The following is a 17,113-nucleotide window of genomic DNA, read 5'->3' as shown; positions in this document are numbered from 1 at the left end:
TCCCTAGGCTGCGTTCAGCGTCGGGATTTCGTCCAGTTCCTTGGCAAGTTCCCGGCCATAGCGATCGAGGTCGTAACGGGCTTGCAAGTTCAGCCACAGTTCCGGACCGTTTCAGCAGAGCTTGCCGAGACGCAGTGCCATGGCTGGGGTCACCGGGGCCTCTTCCGAGAGGATGCGGTGGAGCATCTGACGTGACAGCCGAAGATGGGCGGCGAAACTGCTCACCGAGATACCCAGCGACGGCAGGATATCCTCGCGCAGCAGGGCGCCGGGATGAAGCGGGGGGAGGCCGCGCTTGAGAGGGGTATCGGTCATCAGTGATAATCCTCCAGATCAACCGCAATGGCATTGGGATGCGGGCGAGGCCACCGCGTATTGGAAGCTTATCGAAACTGGCCGGTCCTCAAACAGTGGCCAAAGATCGACGCCCACCTGAAAAAGGCTTCCCGGCCCCACTGAAGGACTGTGAGTCTTTATGGTCTTCCCTCGGCCGTCATCCCCGCGAAGGCGGGGATCCAGGAAACTCCGCGCCCCAGCTCCTGAAATGGCTGGATTCCCGCCTTCGCGGGAATGACGGCCGAGAGAAGCTCGTGATCGAGAGTCGATGCGAAGTGGTTCGAACTTCACACTTCTCTCAGCAGGCCTCATAAAAACCCTCACGCCAGCAGGTCGGAGTGCTGGTTGCGCCTGATCCACATCGCGGCGTAGCCGCACAGGGGGACGATCTTCAGCCCCTCGGCGCGGGCGGTCTCGACCACGCCTTCCATCAGGCGGCCGGCGGCGCCGGTGCCGCGCAATGAGGGCGGGGCCTCGACATAGGAAATCACCAGGGTCCGGCCGTTGCGGCGGTAGTCGGCGAAAACCGTCTGGTTGCCGACCGCCAGTTCGAACCGGTTCATGGCGCGGTTGTCGGTGACCGCCTGTCCCATCCTGTGCGCTCCGTCGGTTGTGGGGGCTTCCCCCTTAACAATGGGATGCGGGGAAGAGGACGTCAGTCCCCCCTTTGCGCGGAAACCCTGTCACTCTCCTCGCCAGCCGCAGGCGGACAGGGCGTCCCGCATATGCTCCGGCGCCGGGGCGACGGCGCTGACGGGGGCATATTCGAAGGCCATGCGGAAGGCGACGGAGCGGGCCAGCAGGTGAAGGTTGCCGGCCGGCCGGCGCTCGGGGCCGTAGAAGGGTTCTCCCACCAGCGGGCAGCCGATGGCGGCGCAATGGACGCGGATCTGGTGGGTGCGGCCGGTGCGCGGGCGAAGCTCCAGCCAGGAGCGGCCGTCGGCACTGGTGCCGAGAACCCGGTATTCGGTGACCGCCGGCTGGCCGGCCGGATCGGGCAGGATGGTCCAGGACGAGCGCGACGCCCCAAACGAGGATTTGGGCTCGATCTTCTTGAGCAGGGGCAGGTCGATGACGCCGGAGTCCGCGTCCGGGATGCCCTCGGCCACCGCCCAATAGGTCTTCTCGACATGGCCGGCGGCGAACATCTGGCCGAAACGCTTCAGCGCCCAGGGGGTGCGGCCCAGGATCAGGCAGCCGGCGGTGTCGCGGTCCAGCCGGTGGGCGAGCTTCGGCGGCTCTTCGTCCGGGCCGGCGCCGTCCAACCCGGCGAGATGGGGCAGGTACAGCTCGAGATGGTTGGTGATGCGTCCCGCCTTGTGGACGGCCAGACCGGCCGGCTTGTCGATGACGAAGCACTCCGTGTCCCGATGCAGGACGCGGGCATGCAACTGGTCCGCGGTCAGCGAGGGCGCGGTTAGCGAGGGCGGGGGCGGCAAGATGGAGGTACGCGAGTCGGAGGTCATGGCCGGCACCATGGCCGCCTGCGGGCCGCTTGCGCAAGTATTCGCGCAAGATCCGCAATCAAGCGTCATACGGAAAGTTCGATAGCCAAAGCATGGCGGCGGATTGCCAGCGGCACGGTGTCGCGCCCGTGGTTTGCGGTGCTTTTCCAAGCGTTACTGCCTATGAGAAAGGTCCGGGCCGGCTTCGGACCTTGCGGATAAAGATCGGCTTGAATGAGGACATTCGGCCGGTTTTCTTTTGATTTCGGCCGCCGGGACTAGCCTTTTGCCCGGTCTCGGAAGGTTTGTTGCGCAGTCGCGGAAGGCGTGGCAGAAAGCCCGGGACCACGGCCCGTGCTTCCGCAGGCTTGCTTGCGGTTGGGTGGTCCCGTGGCACTATGGATTTGATTTCGCCTCAACCACAAGAGACGTCCAATGCGGAAACCCGTGCGCAAGGTGGTGTTCCCGGTCGCCGGTCTCGGCACGCGCTTCCTGCCGGCCACCAAGGCCATCCCGAAAGAGATGCTGCCCCTGGTCGACCGCCCCCTGCTGCAGCATGCCGTCGAAGAGGCGCGCGCCGCCGGCATCGAGGATTTCGTTTTCGTCACCGGCCGTTCCAAGCGCGCCATCGAAGACCATTTCGACGCCGACACCGAACTGAACCGTACGCTTGAAGAGCGCGGCAAGCTGGACGCGCTGGAAGAGGTCCGCCACAGCGAGATCGCTCCCGGCCGCTGCTTCTACACCCGCCAGCAGGTTCCGCTCGGCCTCGGCCACGCCGTGTGGTGCGCCCGCGCCCTGATCGGCAACGACCCGTTCGCCATCGTGCTGCCCGACGACTTCGTCCAGGGCAAGACCCCCTGCCTGAAGCAGATGGTCGAGGCGTACGAGGAGGTCGGTGGCAACATCGTCGCCGTCGTCGACGTGCCGCGCGAAAAGACCAGCAGCTACGGCATCCTGGACGTCGAGAAGGACGACGGCCGTCTGGCCACCGTCCGCGGCCTCGTCGAGAAGCCGAAGCCGGAAGACGCGCCGTCGACCCTGTCGATCATCGGCCGCTACATCCTGCAGCCGGAAATCTTCGACCATCTGGAAAAGCAGCAGCGCGGCGCCGGCAACGAGATCCAGCTGACCGACGCGATGGCCAAGCTGATCGGCAACCAGCCGTTCCACGGCCTGCGCTTCGAAGGCACCCGCTACGACTGCGGCGACAAGGTCGGCTTCATCGAGGCGACTCTCGCCCACGCGCTGAACCGGCCGGACATGGCCGACAAGGTGCGTGCCATGCTGCGCAAATATTGCTGACCGACGGGCAGCACGCATGACGCGGTGCCCGCCCCCGTCCCCTGATCCGGACGGCGGCGGGCGCGTGCGTTTGGGCTGTGCCCGGAATGCTGCGTCATGAATTAAGGAGCCGGCCGGGCGAAATGGCCGGCCATGAGGAACGCCCCGCGGTGAAAATTCACCTGGGCATCCCAGAGACATACAGGATTCCTTTTTAAGGATATGAGGGGGACGCGATGCGCATAGCGATGATCGGCACGGGCTATGTCGGCCTGGTCTCCGGCGCCTGCTTTTCGGAATTCGGCGTGCACGTCACTTGCGTCGACAAGGACGCCGGCAAGATCGAGCGGCTGAAGCGCGGCGAAATTCCGATCTACGAGCCCGGCCTGGACGATCTGGTCGCCCGCAACGTCGCCGCCGGCCGCCTGTCCTTCACCATGGATTTGAAGGAGGCGATGCAGGGCGTCGACGCCGTGTTCATCGCGGTGGGCACCCCGTCGCGCCGTGGCGACGGCCATGCCGACCTGTCCTATGTCTTCGGCGCCGCCGAGGAGATCGCCCAGCATCTCGACCACTACACGGTGGTGGTGACCAAGTCGACCGTTCCGGTCGGGACGGGCCGCGAGGTCGAGGCGATCATCCGCCGGGTGCGCCCCGACGCCGAGTTCGACATTGCCTCTAACCCGGAATTCCTGCGCGAAGGCTCGGCCATCGGCGACTTCATGCGGCCCGACCGCGTCGTCATCGGCGCCACGTCGGATCGTGCGGGCGACGTGATGCGCCGGCTCTACCGGCCGCTCTACCTGATCGAGACGCCGATCGTCGTGACCTCGCTGGAGACGGCGGAGCTGACGAAATACGCCGCCAACACCTTCCTGGCCGCCAAGATCACCTTCATCAACGAGATTGCCGATCTGTGCGAGAAGGTCGGCGCCAACGTCCATGACGTGGCGCGCGGCATCGGGCTGGACGGCCGCATCGGCAAGAAGTTCCTGCACCCCGGTCCGGGATACGGCGGGTCCTGCTTCCCGAAGGACACGCTGGCGCTGGTCCGCACCGCCCAGCAGGTCGGCAGCCCGCTGCGCATCATCGAGACGGTGGTGGACATCAACGACAAGCGCAAGAAGCAGATGGCGGAGCGCATCATCGCCGCCTGCGGCGGGTCGGTGGACGGCAAGACCGTCGCGGTGCTGGGCGTCGCCTTCAAGCCGAACACCGACGACATGCGCGACAGCCCGTCGCTGGACATCATCCCGGCGCTGCAGGCGGCCGGCGCCCATGTGCGCGCCTTCGATCCGGCGGCGATGCATGAGGCCGAAAAGCTGCTTCCCGGCGTGGAATGGGCCAAGAACGCCTACGGCACCTTGGAAGGGGCCGATTGCGTCGCTATTCTCACGGAGTGGAACGAATTCCGCGCGCTCGACCTGCGTCGGGTCAAGTCGATGCTGAAGCGGCCGGTGATGATCGACCTGCGCAACATCTACAACCCCGAGGACATGGCGAAGGCCGGCTTCACCTACAGCTCCATCGGACGGCCGTCGCCGGCCGGTGGAATGGACCGCGGTTAAGGTCCTGAGACGGCGTCCAACAGAGGACTAACGAGACGATGAGCGAAGCCCATACCTTCCACCCCACGGTGCTGCGCGAGTACGACATCCGCGGCATCGTCGGCAAGACGCTGACTCCCGCCGACGCCCGCGCGGTCGGCCGCTCCTTCGGCACCGTGGTGGTGCGCAAGGGCGGCAAGACGGTCTGCGTCGGCTATGACGGACGTCTGTCCTCGCCGGACCTGGAGGAGGCGCTGGTCGACGGGCTGGTTTCCACCGGCCTGCACGTCCTGCGCATCGGGCTCGGCCCCACGCCGATGCTGTATTTCGCCACCCGCGACCGCGAGGCGGCGGCCGGCATCATGATCACCGGCTCGCACAACCCGCCGGACTACAACGGCATCAAGATGATGCTGGGCAAGGGCCCGGTCTATGGCCAGCAGATCCTGGAACTCGGCACCATGGCGGCGAAGGCCGACTGGGAGCAGGGCCAGGGCTCGTCGGAGAAGATCGACGTCCAGGACGAGTATGTCACCCGCCTGCTGAAGGACTATGACGGCACCCGCGACCTGAAGATCGCCTGGGACGCCGGCAACGGCGCGTCGGGCGAGATCCTGCGCCGCCTGACCGCCAAGCTGCCGGGCAAGCATGTCCTGCTGTTCGACAAGATCGACGGCAACTTCCCCAACCACCACCCGGACCCGACGGTCGAGGCCAATCTGGTCGACCTGAAGAAGGCGGTGGCGGAGCATGGCTGCGACATCGGCATCGGCTTCGACGGCGACGGCGACCGCATCGGCGCCATCGACCACAAGGGCCGCGTGGTGTGGGGCGACCAGCTGGTCGCGCTCTATGCCGCCGACGTGCTGAAGAGCCATCCGGGCGCCACCATCATCGCCGACGTCAAGGCCAGCCAGGCCCTGTTCGACGAGATCGCCAAGCATGGCGGCAACCCGCTGATGTGGAAGACCGGCCACTCGCTCTTGAAGGCCAAGATGGCCGAGACCGGATCGCCGCTGGCCGGCGAGATGTCGGGACACATCTTCTTCGCCGACAAGTGGTACGGCTTCGACGACGCGCTGTATTGCGGCGTGCGTCTGGTCGGGCTGGTCAGCAAGCTGAACACCACGCTGGCGGACCTGCGCGACGGCCTGCCGGACATGGTCAACACGCCGGAGACCCGCTTCCAGATCGACGAGGAACGCAAGTTCGCCGTGGTCGAGGAGGTCAAGGGCCGCGTCAAGGCGTCGGGCGCCAAGGTCAACGACATCGACGGCGTCCGCGTGACGACCGACGACGGCTGGTGGCTGCTGCGCGCGTCCAACACCCAGGACGTGCTGGTGGCCCGCGCCGAGTCCTACAGCCAGGAAGGGCTGGAGCGGCTGAAGGGCGCGCTGATCGAGCAGCTGGTTGCGTCGGGGCTGAGCGCGCCGTCGTTCGAGGGCGGCGGGTCGGCGCACTGAGGTTTGGGGGTGGGGGTGTTCAGGCTTCGGCTGACGAATGCCCCCTCCCCAACCCTCCCCCGCTTCGCGGGAGAGGGTGCCTTATGCGAAGCGGCGGCAGTTCCCTCTCCCGCGTGAGCGGGGGAGGGTTAGGGTGGGGGCAATACACGGCCCTCACCTGAAACTCGCCAAATGCCTCCTGAACCGCGCCAGACTCCACGCGAAGAACAGCGCGCCGATCCCCGCCGTCGCCGCGAACCTGGGCCACACCACGTCGAAGCCCGCCCCGCGGAACAGGATCGCCTGGGCGAAGGCGACGAAATGGGTGGAGGGTGACAGCTGCATTGCCGTCTGCAGCCACTCCGGCTCGCTTTCCAGCGGGGTGAAGCCGCCGGACAGCATGTCCATCGGCAGCACGATCAGGATGAACAGCAAGCCCAACTGCGGCATCGAGCGCGCCACGGTGCCGAGAAAGATGCCGAGCGCCGTCGCGAAGAACAGATAGAGCGCCGTCCCGGCCAGGAACAGCGGGACCGAGCCGGCCAGCGGCACCGACAGCAGGCCGCGCAGCACCACATAGAGCGCCACCAGCGTCAGGCCCAGGATCACCGCTCCATTCGCCAGCACCTTGGCGGCCATGATCTCTGCCGGGCGGACCGGCATCACCAGAAGATGTTCGAGCGTGCCGTGTTCGCGTTCGCGGATCAGGGCGGCGCCGGCCAGCAGCACCGCCAGCATGGTGACGTTGCTGACCACCGCCATGGTGCCGGTGAACCATTTGGTGTCGAGCGCCTCGTTGTAGGCGACGCGGATCTGAAGGCTGACCGGGGCGGCGGTGCCCTCGGCCTCGCGGCGGACGAAGCGGCCGACCTCGTCATCGACGATGCCCTGGATGGTGCCGGAGCCGATGCCGGCCTGCATCATGGCGGTGGCGTCGATCAGCAGCTGGATCGTCGGGCTGCGGCCGGCCAGCACGTCGGCCTGAAAATCGGGCGGAATGTCGAGCACGAAGGTGTAGCGGGCGGAATCCATCGCCGGATCGACCTCGGCATGGCCGATCATCACCGGGGTCTGGAACTCCGGCTGGTGAAAGCTGGAGACCAGCCGCTGCGACAGGGTGGAGCGGTCCTCATCCACGATGGCGATGGCGGCGTTGCGCAGGTCGTGCGAGATCCCGGTCGCCTCGCTGTAGACGGAGAAGGTGAAGGAATAGACGACGAAGCCCAGCATGAAGACGTCGCGCAGAAGGCTGATCCATTCCTTGCGGGCGAGCGTCAGGCTGTTGCGGAGGAAGCGCATCATGGCTCAGCGCTCCTGTTTCGGCAGGAAGGCGACGCCCAGCGCCAGGAAGACGGGCACGAAGGCGGCGGTCGCCAGGATGAAGGGAAGAAGCTCCGGCAGGGCGAGGCCCTTGGTGAAGGCGCCGACGGAGATCTTCAGGAAATGGGTGGTGGGGAACAGCGTGCCGAACAGCCACGCGCCGCCCTCCAGCGTGGAGACCGGCTGCAGCATGCCGGAGAATTGGGTGGCCGGCAGCATGGTGACGATGGCGGTGCCGAACACCGCCGCCGTCTGGGTCGCGGTGAAGACGGAGATCAGCAGCCCCAGCGCCGTGGTCGCCACCACATAGACCAGTCCGCCCAGCAGCAGCCCGATCAGGCTGCCCTTCACCGGCACGCCGAACAGGGTCACGGCCATGGCGACCATCAGCAGCAGGTTGAAGGTGGCCAGCCCGATATAGGGCAGCTGCTTGCCCAGCAGGAACTCCAGCCGGGTCACCGGGGTGACGTAGAGGTTGGTGATGGAGCCCAGTTCCTTTTCGCGCACCACGCCGAGGGCGGCCAGGATGGCGGGGATGAAGACCAGCAGCAGGCCGATGGTGCTGGGCACCATGGCGTCGAGGCTGCGGAAGGCCTGGTTGTACCGGTAACGCATCTCCAGAGTGGCGGCGGGGACGGGCAGGGTGACGCCGGATGCGGTGGCGGCATCTTCGATGAAGCGCTGGTGCAGGCCGGCGACATAGCCCTGGATCGTCTCCGCCCGGAAGGGCATGGCGCCGTCGATGCGCACCGCCACCTCCGGGATGCGGCCACGGCGGAGATCGCGGCCGAAACCTTCGGGGATTTCGATGGTCAGCGACGCCTCGCCGCGCTGCAGGCGGAGCGCGAGGTCGCGGGCGTCGATGGCGGGCGGGGTGGCGCGGAAGCTGCGGGAGCCGTCGAACTGTTCGATATAGGCGCGGCTCTCGGGGGAGCGGTCGTGGTCGAGGACGGCGAAGGTCAGATTCTCGACATCCATGGTGATGCCGAAGCCGAAGACCAGCATGAGCAGGACGGTACCGAGCAGGGCGACGGTCAGGCGGACTGGGTCGCGGCGGAGTTCGAGGGTTTCGCGCCACGCGTAGGCGAGCAGGCGGCGGCGGGAGAGGGGGATTGGGCGGGGTGTCGAGTTGAGCATCCCCCTCCGCCTGTTCCATAAATCCGATGAAGGCGTCGTCCAGGCTGTCGGCCTGCTGTTGGCGGCGCAGCTCGTCGGGGGGGCCGGCGGCGATGACGCGGCCGGCGTTCATGAAGGCCACCCGGTCGCAACGCGCCGCCTCGTTCATGAAATGGGTGGAGACGAAGATCGTCACCCCCTGGTCGCGCGACAAAGCGATCAGGTCGCGCCAGAACTGGTCGCGCGCCACCGGATCGACGCCGGAGGTCGGCTCGTCGAGGATCAGCAACTCCGGACCGTGCAGGATGGCGACGGCCAGCGACAGCCGCTGCCGCACGCCGAGCGGCAGGCGGTCGGCCACCGCGTCGATGTAGGGGGACAGGCCGAAGCGCTCGACCAGCGCCGCCAGCCGGGGTTCGGCGTCGGTCAGGTCGAACAGCCGGGCGTGCAGGTCGAGGTTCTGGCGCACCGTCAGCTCGCCATAGAGCGAGAAGGCCTGCGCCATGTAGCCGACGCGGCGGCGGCTCTCCAGATCGGTGGCGTCCACCGGCTTGCCGAACAGCCGCGCCTCTCCCGCCGTGGCGGGCAGCAGGCCGGTCAGCATCTTCATGGTGGTGGTCTTGCCGCAGCCGTTGGAACCCAGAAAGCCGAAGATCTCGCCGCGGCCGATGCGGAAGCTGATGTCCGACACCGCGGTGAAATCGCCGAAGCGGCGGGTCAGGCCGATCGCCTCGATGGCCGGTTCGGCGCCGACGGGCTCGGGCGGGCGGGGCGGGACGGTCAGGCGCTGGTGGCCGCGTTTGGCCTCGTCCGGCAGCAGGGCGACGAAGGCCTCCTCCAGATCGGCGGCACCGGTCCGCTCCTTCAGTGCGGCGGGGGTGTCGTGGGCGAGCAGTCGGCCGGCATTCATCATGACGACTTGGTCGAAGCGCTCCGCCTCGTCCATGTAGGAGGTGGCGACCAGCACGGTCATGCCGGCGCGGCCGGCGCGGATGCGGGCGATCAGATCCCAGAACTGCCGGCGGGAGAGCGGATCGACGCCGGTCGTCGGCTCGTCGAGGATCAGCAGGTCGGGGTCGTGCAGCAGGGCGCAGCACAGGCCGAGCTTCTGCTTCATGCCGCCCGACAGCTTGCCGGCCGGGCGGTCGGGGAAGGGGGCGAGGCCGGTGGACTCCAGCAGGTCGGCGATGCGGCGCTGGCGCTCGGTGGCGTTCAGGCCGAAGAGGCGGCCGAAGAACTGGAGATTTTCGGCGACGCTGAGGTCTGCGTAGAGGTTGCGGCCGAGCCCTTGCGGCATATAGGCGATGCGCGGCTGGAGGGCGGCGCGGCCACGGCGGTCGGAAACGTCGGTGCCGAGGACGTGGACGTTGCCCTGCTGGATTTTCTTGGCGGTGGAGATCAGGCCGAGCAGGGTCGATTTGCCGACGCCGTCCGGGCCGATCACCGCGACGCTGGCCCCGGCAGGGATGTCGAGAGAGGCGTCCTCCAGCGCCACCGTCCCGCCATAGCGGTGCCGCACGCCGGACAGCGAGACGGCTGGTGTCATGATTTCGACCACAGATAGGGATCCCCTCTCCCCCCCGGGGAGAGGGTGAGGGGGAAGCGTGGGGTGGATTGGGGGGTGGATTGGGGGGTGGAGAGGGGCTGATTCTCGGCGAAATCATGCTGTGCATCCCCCTCACCCCGCCCCTCTCCCCGGGGGGGAGAGGGAGAGATCGGTGGGGGAGAGGCCGCTTCCCGGGTCAGTTTCGATTCCAGCCAGTCGGGCCAGACCGCCGTGTCGTCCAGCTTCACATAGGCCATGCCGGTCAGGCCGGTCTTCACCCGCTCGATGTAGCGGGTCACCAGCGCTTCCGGGACGCGGGCCTTGACGCGGAACATCATGCGGTCGCGTTCCGACTTGGTCTCCACCTGCTTGGGCGTGAACTGGGCGCGCGGGGCGACGAAGGTGACCATGGCGGGGATCGCGATGTCGGGAACGGCGTCCAGCAGGATGCGGGCCTCGGCGCCGAGCGCCAAGTTGCCCGCCGTGTCGGTCGGCAGGAAGAAGGTCATGTAGACATTCGACAGGTCGAGCAGCGTCGCCGCCTTGCCGCCGGCGGCCAGCACCTCGCCGGGTTCGGCCAGACGGTAGAGGACGCGGGACTTGCGCGGCGCCTTCAGAACGCCGTCGGCGACCAGGGTGGTCAGGCGGTCGGCATCGCCGGCCGCGGCGGTGATCGCCTCGTCGGCGCTGGCGAGGTGGCTCTTGGCGGCGTCGAGCGCGGCGTCGGCGGTGCGGCGGCTGTTGCGGGCCTGATCGACGCGCTGTTCGGAGACATGGCCCTTGCCGAACAGGACCAGCGCCCGCTCCATCTCCTTGGCGGCGAAATCGGCTTCGCTGGCGCGCTGGGCGACCAGGGCGGCGGCTTCGTCGCGGGCGCGACGGGCCTGGCGCAGCTGGGCCTCGGCGGAGCGGAGCTGCGCTTCCAGGTCGCGGGTGTCGAGCGTGGCGATGACGGCGCCGGCCTCCACCAGATCGCCCTCCTGCACCGGGATGGTCAGGACGCGGGCGGCATATTTGGTGGCGATGTCGATCTCGTTCGCCTCGATCCGGCCGTTGCCGGAGGCGAAGCCGGCGGGTAGGCGGTTGCCCTGCATCGCCCGCCAGCCATAGGCGGCACCGGCGCCGAGCAGCGCCAGCACGACCACGGCGATGAGGATGCGCTTGACGGTCATGGCTGCGCTCCCTTGCCGGCTTTGTCGTCCTTGTCCAGCGCGCCCATCACGCCGGCCAGGATGCGTTCGCGCGTTGCGTCGTCGGGGGCGGCGTCCAGCGTGCGGCGGAGCGCCAGCAGCGCTTCGGCATAATGGTTGTGCCAGTCGAGGCCGGCGGCGAGGTCGGCGGGGGCGAGGCGCGGGTGGCGGTCGGCCGGCACCAGCGGACGCGGGGCGGCGAGGTCGACGCGGTCGTCCAGCGCCGGCTGGGCGATGCGCTCCGCCGACCAGCCCTTGTCGATCAGGGCCTGCCGGATGGAGGCGCGGGCGGGTTCCTCGCCATGGACCAGGAACAGGCCGTGGCCGACGCCGTGGCGGGCCTCCACCCAATCCAGCAGGGTGGTGCGGTCGGCATGGCCGGAATAGACGTCGATCGAGCGGACCTTCGCCTTCACCGCGATCTCCTCGCCATGGATGCGGACGCGGGGGGTGCCCTCCTGCAGCAGGCGGCCCAGCGTGCCGGGGGCCTGATAGCCGACCAGAAGAACGGTGTCCTGCGGACGCCACAGGCGGTTCTTCAGGTGGTGGCGGATGCGGCCGGCATCGCACATGCCGCTGGCCGCCATGATGATGGCGCCGCCGGAGAGGGTGTTGAGGCGCTGGCTTTCCGGCACGCTGCGGACATGGTGGAAATTGGCGCGGGTGAAGGGGTCGCCGTCGGTCTCCAGATCGTCGAGATGGCGGCGGAAGACGCCGGTGACCGCGTCGGCCAGCGGCGAGTCGAGGAAGACGTCCACCGCCGGCAGCTGTCCGCCGTCGAACAGGCAGTCGAGGTCGTAGAGCAGTTCCTGCGTGCGCTCCACCGCGAAGACCGGGATCAGCAGGACGCCGCCGGCCGCCAGAGCCGTCGAGACTTCGGCGCGCAACACCGCCTGCCGTCCGGCCTCGTCCAGGTCGGCGCGGTCGCGGTCGCCATAGGTGGTCTCCAGCACCATCCAGTCCGGCCGCTCCGGTCCTTCTGCGTCGGCGTGGAAGCTCTTGCCGCCGGGGCCGATGTCGCCGGAGAACAGGATGCGGGTGGGTTCGCCAGCACCAGTGTCAAAGCCGCTTATGGCTTCGATCTCGACGGAGGAGGAGCCAAGGATGTGGCCGGCCTGCCAGAAGCGGGCGCGCAGGCCGGGGAGGATCTCGGTCCAGCGGTCGTACTCGACACGGCGGAGCCGGCGCAGGCTGCGGATGGCGTCGTCCTGGGTGTAGATCGGCTGGACGGCGGCCCGGCCGCGCTGGCGGTTGCGGCGGTTCAGCCGCTCCACCTCGCCCTCCTGGATATAGCCGCTGTCGGGCAGCATGTATTCCAGCAGGTCCACCGTGCCGCCGGTGGCGTAGACGCGGCCACGGAAGCCGAGGCGGGTCAGCTTCGGCAGAAGACCGGAATGGTCGATGTGGGCGTGGGTCAGCAGCACCGCGGCGATCGAGGACGGATCGAAGGGGAAGGGGCGGTAGTTCAGCTCCCGGATCGTCTTGGTGCCCTGGAACATGCCGCAATCGATCAGCACGTCGCCGTTCGGCGTGGACAGGCGGAAGCAGGAGCCGGTCACCGTGCCGGCGGCACCATGGAAGGTCAGCGACAGGGACATTGGTTGGCTCCTTGGCTGGTCGTCACCCCACCACCCGCACCCCGTTGTCGTCGGCGGCATAGGCCTGGGCGAAGGTGAAGTCGGCGTTTGTGCTGGCGTGGATGCGGTACAGCGGCTCGCCCCGGCGCACCGGGTCGCCCACTTTGCGCAGCAGGTCGATGCCGGCGCCCTTGTCGGTCGGCGCACCGGCCAGCCGGGCGATGCGGGCGAGGCGGTAGCAGTCGAGCGACGATACCACCCCGTCGGCGGGGGAGGCGACCTCGGCGACCAGGGATCCCAGCGTCGCCACGGCGGGCGGCGGGCCCTGCATGGCGATGATCCGTTCCATCGAGGCCAAGGCGGCGCCGGATTCCAGCAGGTCGCGCGCCCGGCGGTTGCCGCTGCCGCCGCGGACGGCGGGGTCGAATTCCAGGATGCGGCCGGCCAGCAGCAGGGCGCGCTCCTTCAGGTCGGCGGGCCCGGCCGGGTCGTTGCGCAGCACGGCCATCACGTCGCGCGCCTCCAGCACCGGGCCGATGCCGCGCCCGACCGGCTGCGAGCCGTCGGTGATTGCCACCTCCAGCGTCAGGCCGAGCCGGTCGCCGACATGCTCGAACAGCTTGCGCAGGCGCACCGCATCGCCGGCGCTGCGGATCTTGGCGCTGGGGCCGACGGGGATGTCGATCAGCAGATGGGTGGAGCCGGCCGCCACCTTCTTCGACAGGATGGAGGCGACCAGCTGTTCGCGGGTGTCGATGGCGAGCGGCCGTTCGACCGAGATCAGGATATCGTCGGCCGGCGACAGCCGGACATGGCCGCCCCAGACCAGGCAGCCCTTGGCCTCGCGCACCATGGCCTGCATGCGCTCCATCGGCACGTCGACGTTGGCCAGCACCTCCATGGTGTCGGCGGTGCCGGCGGGCGAGGTGATGGCGCGCGACGAGGTCTTCGGAATCGGCAGGCCGTGGGCGGCGACGATCGGCACCACGATCATCGAGGTGCGGTTGCCGGGGATGCCGCCGATGCAGTGCTTGTCGGCGATGGCGCCCGCGATACCGTTGGGGCCGTCCCAATGCAGCCGGGTGCCGGCGGCGACCATGGCGCGGGTCAGGCCCAGCACCTCCGCCGTCGTCATGAAGCTGGCGCAGGCGATCAGGAAGGCGGCGATCTCGATCTTGGAATAACGCTGGTCGGTGACGTCGCGGATGATGGCGGCCAGCTGGTCGTCGGTCAGGGCGGCGCCGCCGACCTTGGCGCGCACCAGCTCGAAACTCTCCGGCGGGGTCGGCGGGACGAGATGGACGGCGGAGCCTTCCGCAAGGCCGAGCTGGCCGAAGGCGGGGTCGGACAGGCCGATTTCGTCGGGGGCGACGATGGCGGGGTCGTCGACGATGTTCAGCACCGCCAGCAGGGAGCGGCCGTCGTTCCGCACCTCCACCCGCCCAAGCCCGAGGAAATCCTCGACATGGTACCGGGTGCAGCGGCGGTTGAGGAAGGCGACATTCTCCCGGACGGTGTCGATCGCCAGATGTCGAAGCGTCAGCATACGCACAGTCTACCCCCGGCCCCGCCGCTTAGCGACGCCGAGCCTGCGCGGCTGCCATGCCGGGCCTTACGCGCCGCGGTTGATCCGGATCATTGGCGGGGTGGAGGGGGTGTGCTCCCTCACGTGCTTTCCCGCGCGATGAAGGTCAGGCCGAGGTCGAGGCGACGCTGCGGCGGCTCCTTGCCGTCCATCAGGTCGAGCAGCATGGCGGCGGCGTGGCGGCCGATGGCGTAGCGCGGCGTGGCGACGGTGGTCAGGGTCGGGGTGGTCCAGGCCGACGCCGGCAGGTCGTTGAAGCCGGCGACGGCGAGCTGGTCGGGCACGCGGATGCCGCGGCGCTGGCACTGGAACAGGGCGCCCTGGGCCAAGTCGTCGTTGCAGAAGAAGACGGCGTCGCAGTCGCTGTTCTCCGCCATCATCCGGTCGATCATCGCCGCGCCGAGGTGGATGGAGGACGGGTCGGGCAGGCGCCAGACGCGCTTTTCGTCATACAGCCCGGCTTCCTCCAGCGCATGGCGGTAGCCGTCGAGCCGCGCCAGCGTGCGGGGGTCGAGCTGCACGGCGACGAAGCCGATGCGGCGGTAGCCGCGCTCCAGCAGGTGGGTGGTCATCAATCGGCCGCCCTCCTCCTGCGAACAGCCGACGCTGAGGCTGTCGGGATCGTCCAGCAGCTCCATCATGTGGACGGTCGGGCTGGAGAGCGCCGACAGGTAGGTGCGGGTGATCTCGGTATGGTCGGTGCCGGTCAGCAGGATGCCGTCGGGCTGGAATTGCAGGTAGGTGCGGATCAGCCGCTCCTCCTCCACCGGGGAATAGTGGGTGACGCCGATCAGCGCGCGGTAGCCGCGCGGCAGCAGCATGTCGTGGATGCCGGCCAGCGTTTCGACGAAGACCATGTTGGTCATCGACGGGATCAGCACCGCCACCGTCATCGACCGCGCCGAAGCCAGCGCGCTCGCGGCCTGATTCGGCACATAGCCCATCGACTGGGCGGTGTCGAGGATGCGCTGGCGAAGCTCCGGCGCCACCAGTTCCGGCCGCTTGAAGGCGCGCGAGACGGTGATGGCGCTGATGCCCACCCGCTCCGCCACGTCCGCCATGGTGGCGCGGCCGGTGCGCGAGGAGCGCGGCTTGCGCGTCTTAACCGCCGAGGATGCTGGCCGATCACCGCCACGGGTCGTCACAGGGCTTCGTCCTTTCAATTCCGGCGATCCGAGTCCGGCCGGCGCGACGGAAGGTCGCGCGGGCCGGCCGGTCACCGATGTGTAGCATTCTCGGCAACAGCCGCATGCCATGCAGAGCTTAAGCCTGCAACCCGCGGCCATCCCCGATCAGTTTGTCCGCAACTCAAACAAAACTCTTTACGCGCGTCAAGGTTAGCGCTAACAGTATCAGCAACTCGTCTCGGCGTCATCCGTGCAGTCCGGCCTCCATGGTCGTAGACCTCTCAGTGACCCGCGAATGATAGCGCTAACATAACCTTGTCAGTGCGTGGCCCGCCGCGACCCTGGTCGCGGACGCCGTCCCGCACCGGTATTCGGGAATATGAGCCTCATGAACGGTCCCTCCATCGCGCCGTCCCCCGGCATGAACGCCCCTCAGCCCCAACCGCCGTCCGAAGAACCGGACGGTGCCCGGCCGCTGATCGTCGTGGTGATGGGCGTGGCCGGCTGCGGCAAGTCCAGCGTCGGCCAGACCCTGGCCCTGGCCCTGGGCCATGAATTCATCGAGGGCGACGCCCACCACCCGCCCGCCAACATCGAGAAGATGTCGGCCGGCATCCCGCTGACCGACGCCGACCGCGACGGCTGGCTGGGCACGCTGGCCGGCTTCATCGCCGATGCCGACCGCGAGGGCAGGGGGCTGGTGGTCGCCTGTTCGGCGCTGAAGCGGCGCTATCGCGACCGCCTGCGCGGCGACTGCAAACGGGTGGTGTTCCTGCATCTGCACGGCGACAAGGCGCTGATCGCCTCGCGCATGGGGGCGCGCACCGCCCATTTCATGCCGATGGCGCTGGTCGACAGCCAGTTCGCCGATCTGGAGATGCCGGCGGCCGACGAACCGGTGCTGTCCTACGAGGTGACGCTGCCGGCCGAGGCCATCGTCGCCGATGCGCATGCCCGCCTGACCGGCGGTGATTGTTTTGGGAGGAACGCATGAAGCGCGTTGCTGATCTGCTGGAGCGGGTCACCGAATGGATCATGGCGCTGATGCTGGCGGTCATGGTCGGTCTCGTCTTCGGCAACGTCGTCCTGCGCTATGTCTTCAACAGCGGCATCGTCGCGGCGGAAGAGATCGCGCGGCTGATGTTCGTCTGGCTGGTGTTCCTGGGCGCCACCGTGGCGCTGCGCCACCAGCGGCATCTGGGGCTGGAGATCCTGCAGAGCCGCCTGCCGGCCAAGGTCCGCCGGGCCTGCGCGGTGATCGCGCACCTGATGATGCTGTACGCCCTGTGGCTGTTCGTGCAGGGAAGCTGGATCCAGCTGCTGATCGGCATGGAGACCTTCTCCACCGTGCTGCGCTTCCCCATGGCCTTCTATGCGGCGGCGGGCTTCTTCCCGGCCATCGCCATGGCGCTGACCGTGCTGGCGAACCTGTGGCGGATCGTCACCAACCAGCCGGGCGCCCGCGTCCCCGGCGACCCCGACACCATGCTGGACCATCCGGAATCGCACGGCCCCGCCGTGGCCCCGCCGGCACCCGGCCACGGCAGCCCTGCCGTCGCCAAGCACTGAGCCCAGACCAGAAGACTTCCTGCGGACGG

13 protein-coding genes and 1 pseudogene are annotated in these 17,113 nt (G+C 68.4%); 5 read left to right on the top strand and 9 right to left on the bottom strand.

The window, feature by feature from the left end:
* Positions 1-111: 111 nt before the first annotated feature.
* The 3 genes from TSO5_RS04880 to TSO5_RS04865 all read right to left on the bottom strand — a co-directional run bounded on the left by TSO5_RS04880 (position 112) and on the right by TSO5_RS04865 (position 1,802).
* Positions 112-315: a HigA family addiction module antitoxin gene (locus TSO5_RS04880; protein WP_199230803.1), complete on the bottom strand. Its 204-nt coding sequence runs from the start codon at positions 313-315 to the stop codon at positions 112-114.
* A 341-nt stretch (positions 316-656) separates the two neighbouring features.
* Complete coding sequence (locus TSO5_RS04870) at positions 657-929, bottom strand: GNAT family N-acetyltransferase (RefSeq protein WP_109150512.1); 273 nt, start codon at positions 927-929, stop codon at positions 657-659.
* Positions 930-1,019: 90 nt separating this feature from the next.
* On the bottom strand, positions 1,020-1,802 hold the full coding sequence (locus TSO5_RS04865) for an RluA family pseudouridine synthase (RefSeq protein WP_109150558.1): 783 nt from the start codon (positions 1,800-1,802) through the stop codon (positions 1,020-1,022).
* A gap of 414 nt (positions 1,803-2,216) precedes the next feature.
* Between TSO5_RS04865 and galU the strand changes: the two genes are divergently transcribed.
* The 3 genes from galU (at position 2,217) to TSO5_RS04850 (ending at position 6,075) form a co-directional block, all read left to right on the top strand.
* Positions 2,217-3,086: a UTP--glucose-1-phosphate uridylyltransferase GalU gene (gene galU / locus TSO5_RS04860; RefSeq protein WP_109150511.1), complete on the top strand. Its 870-nt coding sequence runs from the start codon at positions 2,217-2,219 to the stop codon at positions 3,084-3,086.
* Positions 3,087-3,301: 215 nt separating this feature from the next.
* Positions 3,302-4,633 carry a UDP-glucose/GDP-mannose dehydrogenase family protein gene (locus TSO5_RS04855; protein ID WP_109150510.1) on the top strand — a complete coding sequence of 444 codons (1,332 nt, stop codon included), beginning with the start codon at positions 3,302-3,304 and terminating at the stop codon, positions 4,631-4,633.
* Between the two features lie 38 nt (positions 4,634-4,671).
* Entirely contained in the window at positions 4,672-6,075 is a 1,404-nt protein-coding gene (locus TSO5_RS04850; protein ID WP_109150509.1) for a phosphomannomutase/phosphoglucomutase, read from the top strand.
* A 153-nt stretch (positions 6,076-6,228) separates the two neighbouring features.
* Here TSO5_RS04850 and TSO5_RS04845 read toward each other — a convergent pair whose 3' ends face one another.
* From TSO5_RS04845 to TSO5_RS04820, 6 genes and pseudogenes are all read right to left on the bottom strand, one after another.
* Positions 6,229-7,356 (bottom strand): ABC transporter permease, encoded by a 1,128-nt coding sequence (locus TSO5_RS04845; RefSeq protein ID WP_109150508.1) that lies wholly within the window; start codon positions 7,354-7,356, stop codon positions 6,229-6,231.
* 3 nt (positions 7,357-7,359) lie between these two features.
* Positions 7,360-10,036: pseudogene (gene rbbA / locus TSO5_RS04840) on the bottom strand (ribosome-associated ATPase/putative transporter RbbA).
* Positions 10,033-11,208, bottom strand: a complete 1,176-nt coding sequence (locus tag TSO5_RS04835) for an HlyD family efflux transporter periplasmic adaptor subunit (protein WP_109150507.1) — start codon at positions 11,206-11,208, stop codon at positions 10,033-10,035. The pseudogene rbbA and the gene TSO5_RS04835 overlap by 4 nt, the downstream one beginning before the upstream one ends.
* Entirely contained in the window at positions 11,205-12,824 is a 1,620-nt protein-coding gene (locus TSO5_RS04830; RefSeq protein WP_109150506.1) for an MBL fold metallo-hydrolase, read from the bottom strand. Before TSO5_RS04830 ends, TSO5_RS04835 begins: the two co-directional genes overlap by 4 nt.
* 22 nt (positions 12,825-12,846) lie before the next feature.
* Positions 12,847-14,349 carry a thymidine phosphorylase family protein gene (locus tag TSO5_RS04825; RefSeq protein WP_109150505.1) on the bottom strand — a complete coding sequence of 501 codons (1,503 nt, stop codon included), beginning with the start codon at positions 14,347-14,349 and terminating at the stop codon, positions 12,847-12,849.
* 119 nt (positions 14,350-14,468) lie between these two features.
* A complete protein-coding gene (locus TSO5_RS04820) occupies positions 14,469-15,533 on the bottom strand; it encodes a LacI family DNA-binding transcriptional regulator (RefSeq protein WP_247870592.1) in 1,065 nt (354 codons plus the stop codon).
* A 370-nt stretch (positions 15,534-15,903) separates the two neighbouring features.
* Between TSO5_RS04820 and TSO5_RS04815 the strand changes: the two genes are divergently transcribed.
* Together TSO5_RS04815 and TSO5_RS04810 are read left to right on the top strand one after the other, a co-directional pair.
* On the top strand, positions 15,904-16,509 hold the full coding sequence (locus TSO5_RS04815) for a gluconokinase (RefSeq protein ID WP_109150504.1): 606 nt from the start codon (positions 15,904-15,906) through the stop codon (positions 16,507-16,509).
* A complete protein-coding gene (locus TSO5_RS04810) occupies positions 16,506-17,084 on the top strand; it encodes a TRAP transporter small permease (RefSeq protein WP_109150503.1) in 579 nt (192 codons plus the stop codon). Before TSO5_RS04815 ends, TSO5_RS04810 begins: the two co-directional genes overlap by 4 nt.
* The last annotated feature ends 29 nt before the right edge of the window (positions 17,085-17,113 follow it).

Origin of the sequence: Azospirillum sp. TSO5 (assembly GCF_003116065.1) — a bacterium.
Lineage (GTDB): Bacteria > Pseudomonadota > Alphaproteobacteria > Azospirillales > Azospirillaceae > Azospirillum.
The sequence above is the reverse complement of the archived record's forward strand: the minus strand, read 5'-3'. Positions and strand labels throughout refer to the sequence as shown.

Excerpts from the sequence above, each read along its gene's own strand:
- galU (WP_109150511.1), top strand. The coding sequence starts at position 2,217 with ATGCGGAAACCCGTGCGCAAGGTGGTGTTCCCGGTCGCCGGTCTCGGC.
- TSO5_RS04815 (WP_109150504.1), top strand. The coding sequence starts at position 15,904 with ATGAACGGTCCCTCCATCGCGCCGTCCCCCGGCATGAACGCCCCTCAG.
- TSO5_RS04825 (WP_109150505.1), bottom strand. The coding sequence starts at position 14,349 with ATGCTGACGCTTCGACATCTGGCGATCGACACCGTCCGGGAGAATGTC.
- TSO5_RS04870 (WP_109150512.1), bottom strand. The coding sequence starts at position 929 with ATGGGACAGGCGGTCACCGACAACCGCGCCATGAACCGGTTCGAACTG.
- TSO5_RS04865 (WP_109150558.1), bottom strand. The coding sequence starts at position 1,802 with ATGACCTCCGACTCGCGTACCTCCATCTTGCCGCCCCCGCCCTCGCTA.
- TSO5_RS04850 (WP_109150509.1), top strand. The coding sequence starts at position 4,672 with ATGAGCGAAGCCCATACCTTCCACCCCACGGTGCTGCGCGAGTACGAC.
- TSO5_RS04810 (WP_109150503.1), top strand. The coding sequence starts at position 16,506 with ATGAAGCGCGTTGCTGATCTGCTGGAGCGGGTCACCGAATGGATCATG.
- TSO5_RS04855 (WP_109150510.1), top strand. The coding sequence starts at position 3,302 with ATGCGCATAGCGATGATCGGCACGGGCTATGTCGGCCTGGTCTCCGGC.
- TSO5_RS04835 (WP_109150507.1), bottom strand. The coding sequence starts at position 11,208 with ATGACCGTCAAGCGCATCCTCATCGCCGTGGTCGTGCTGGCGCTGCTC.
- TSO5_RS04830 (WP_109150506.1), bottom strand. The coding sequence starts at position 12,824 with ATGTCCCTGTCGCTGACCTTCCATGGTGCCGCCGGCACGGTGACCGGC.
- TSO5_RS04880 (WP_199230803.1), bottom strand. The coding sequence starts at position 315 with ATGACCGATACCCCTCTCAAGCGCGGCCTCCCCCCGCTTCATCCCGGC.
- TSO5_RS04845 (WP_109150508.1), bottom strand. The coding sequence starts at position 7,356 with ATGATGCGCTTCCTCCGCAACAGCCTGACGCTCGCCCGCAAGGAATGG.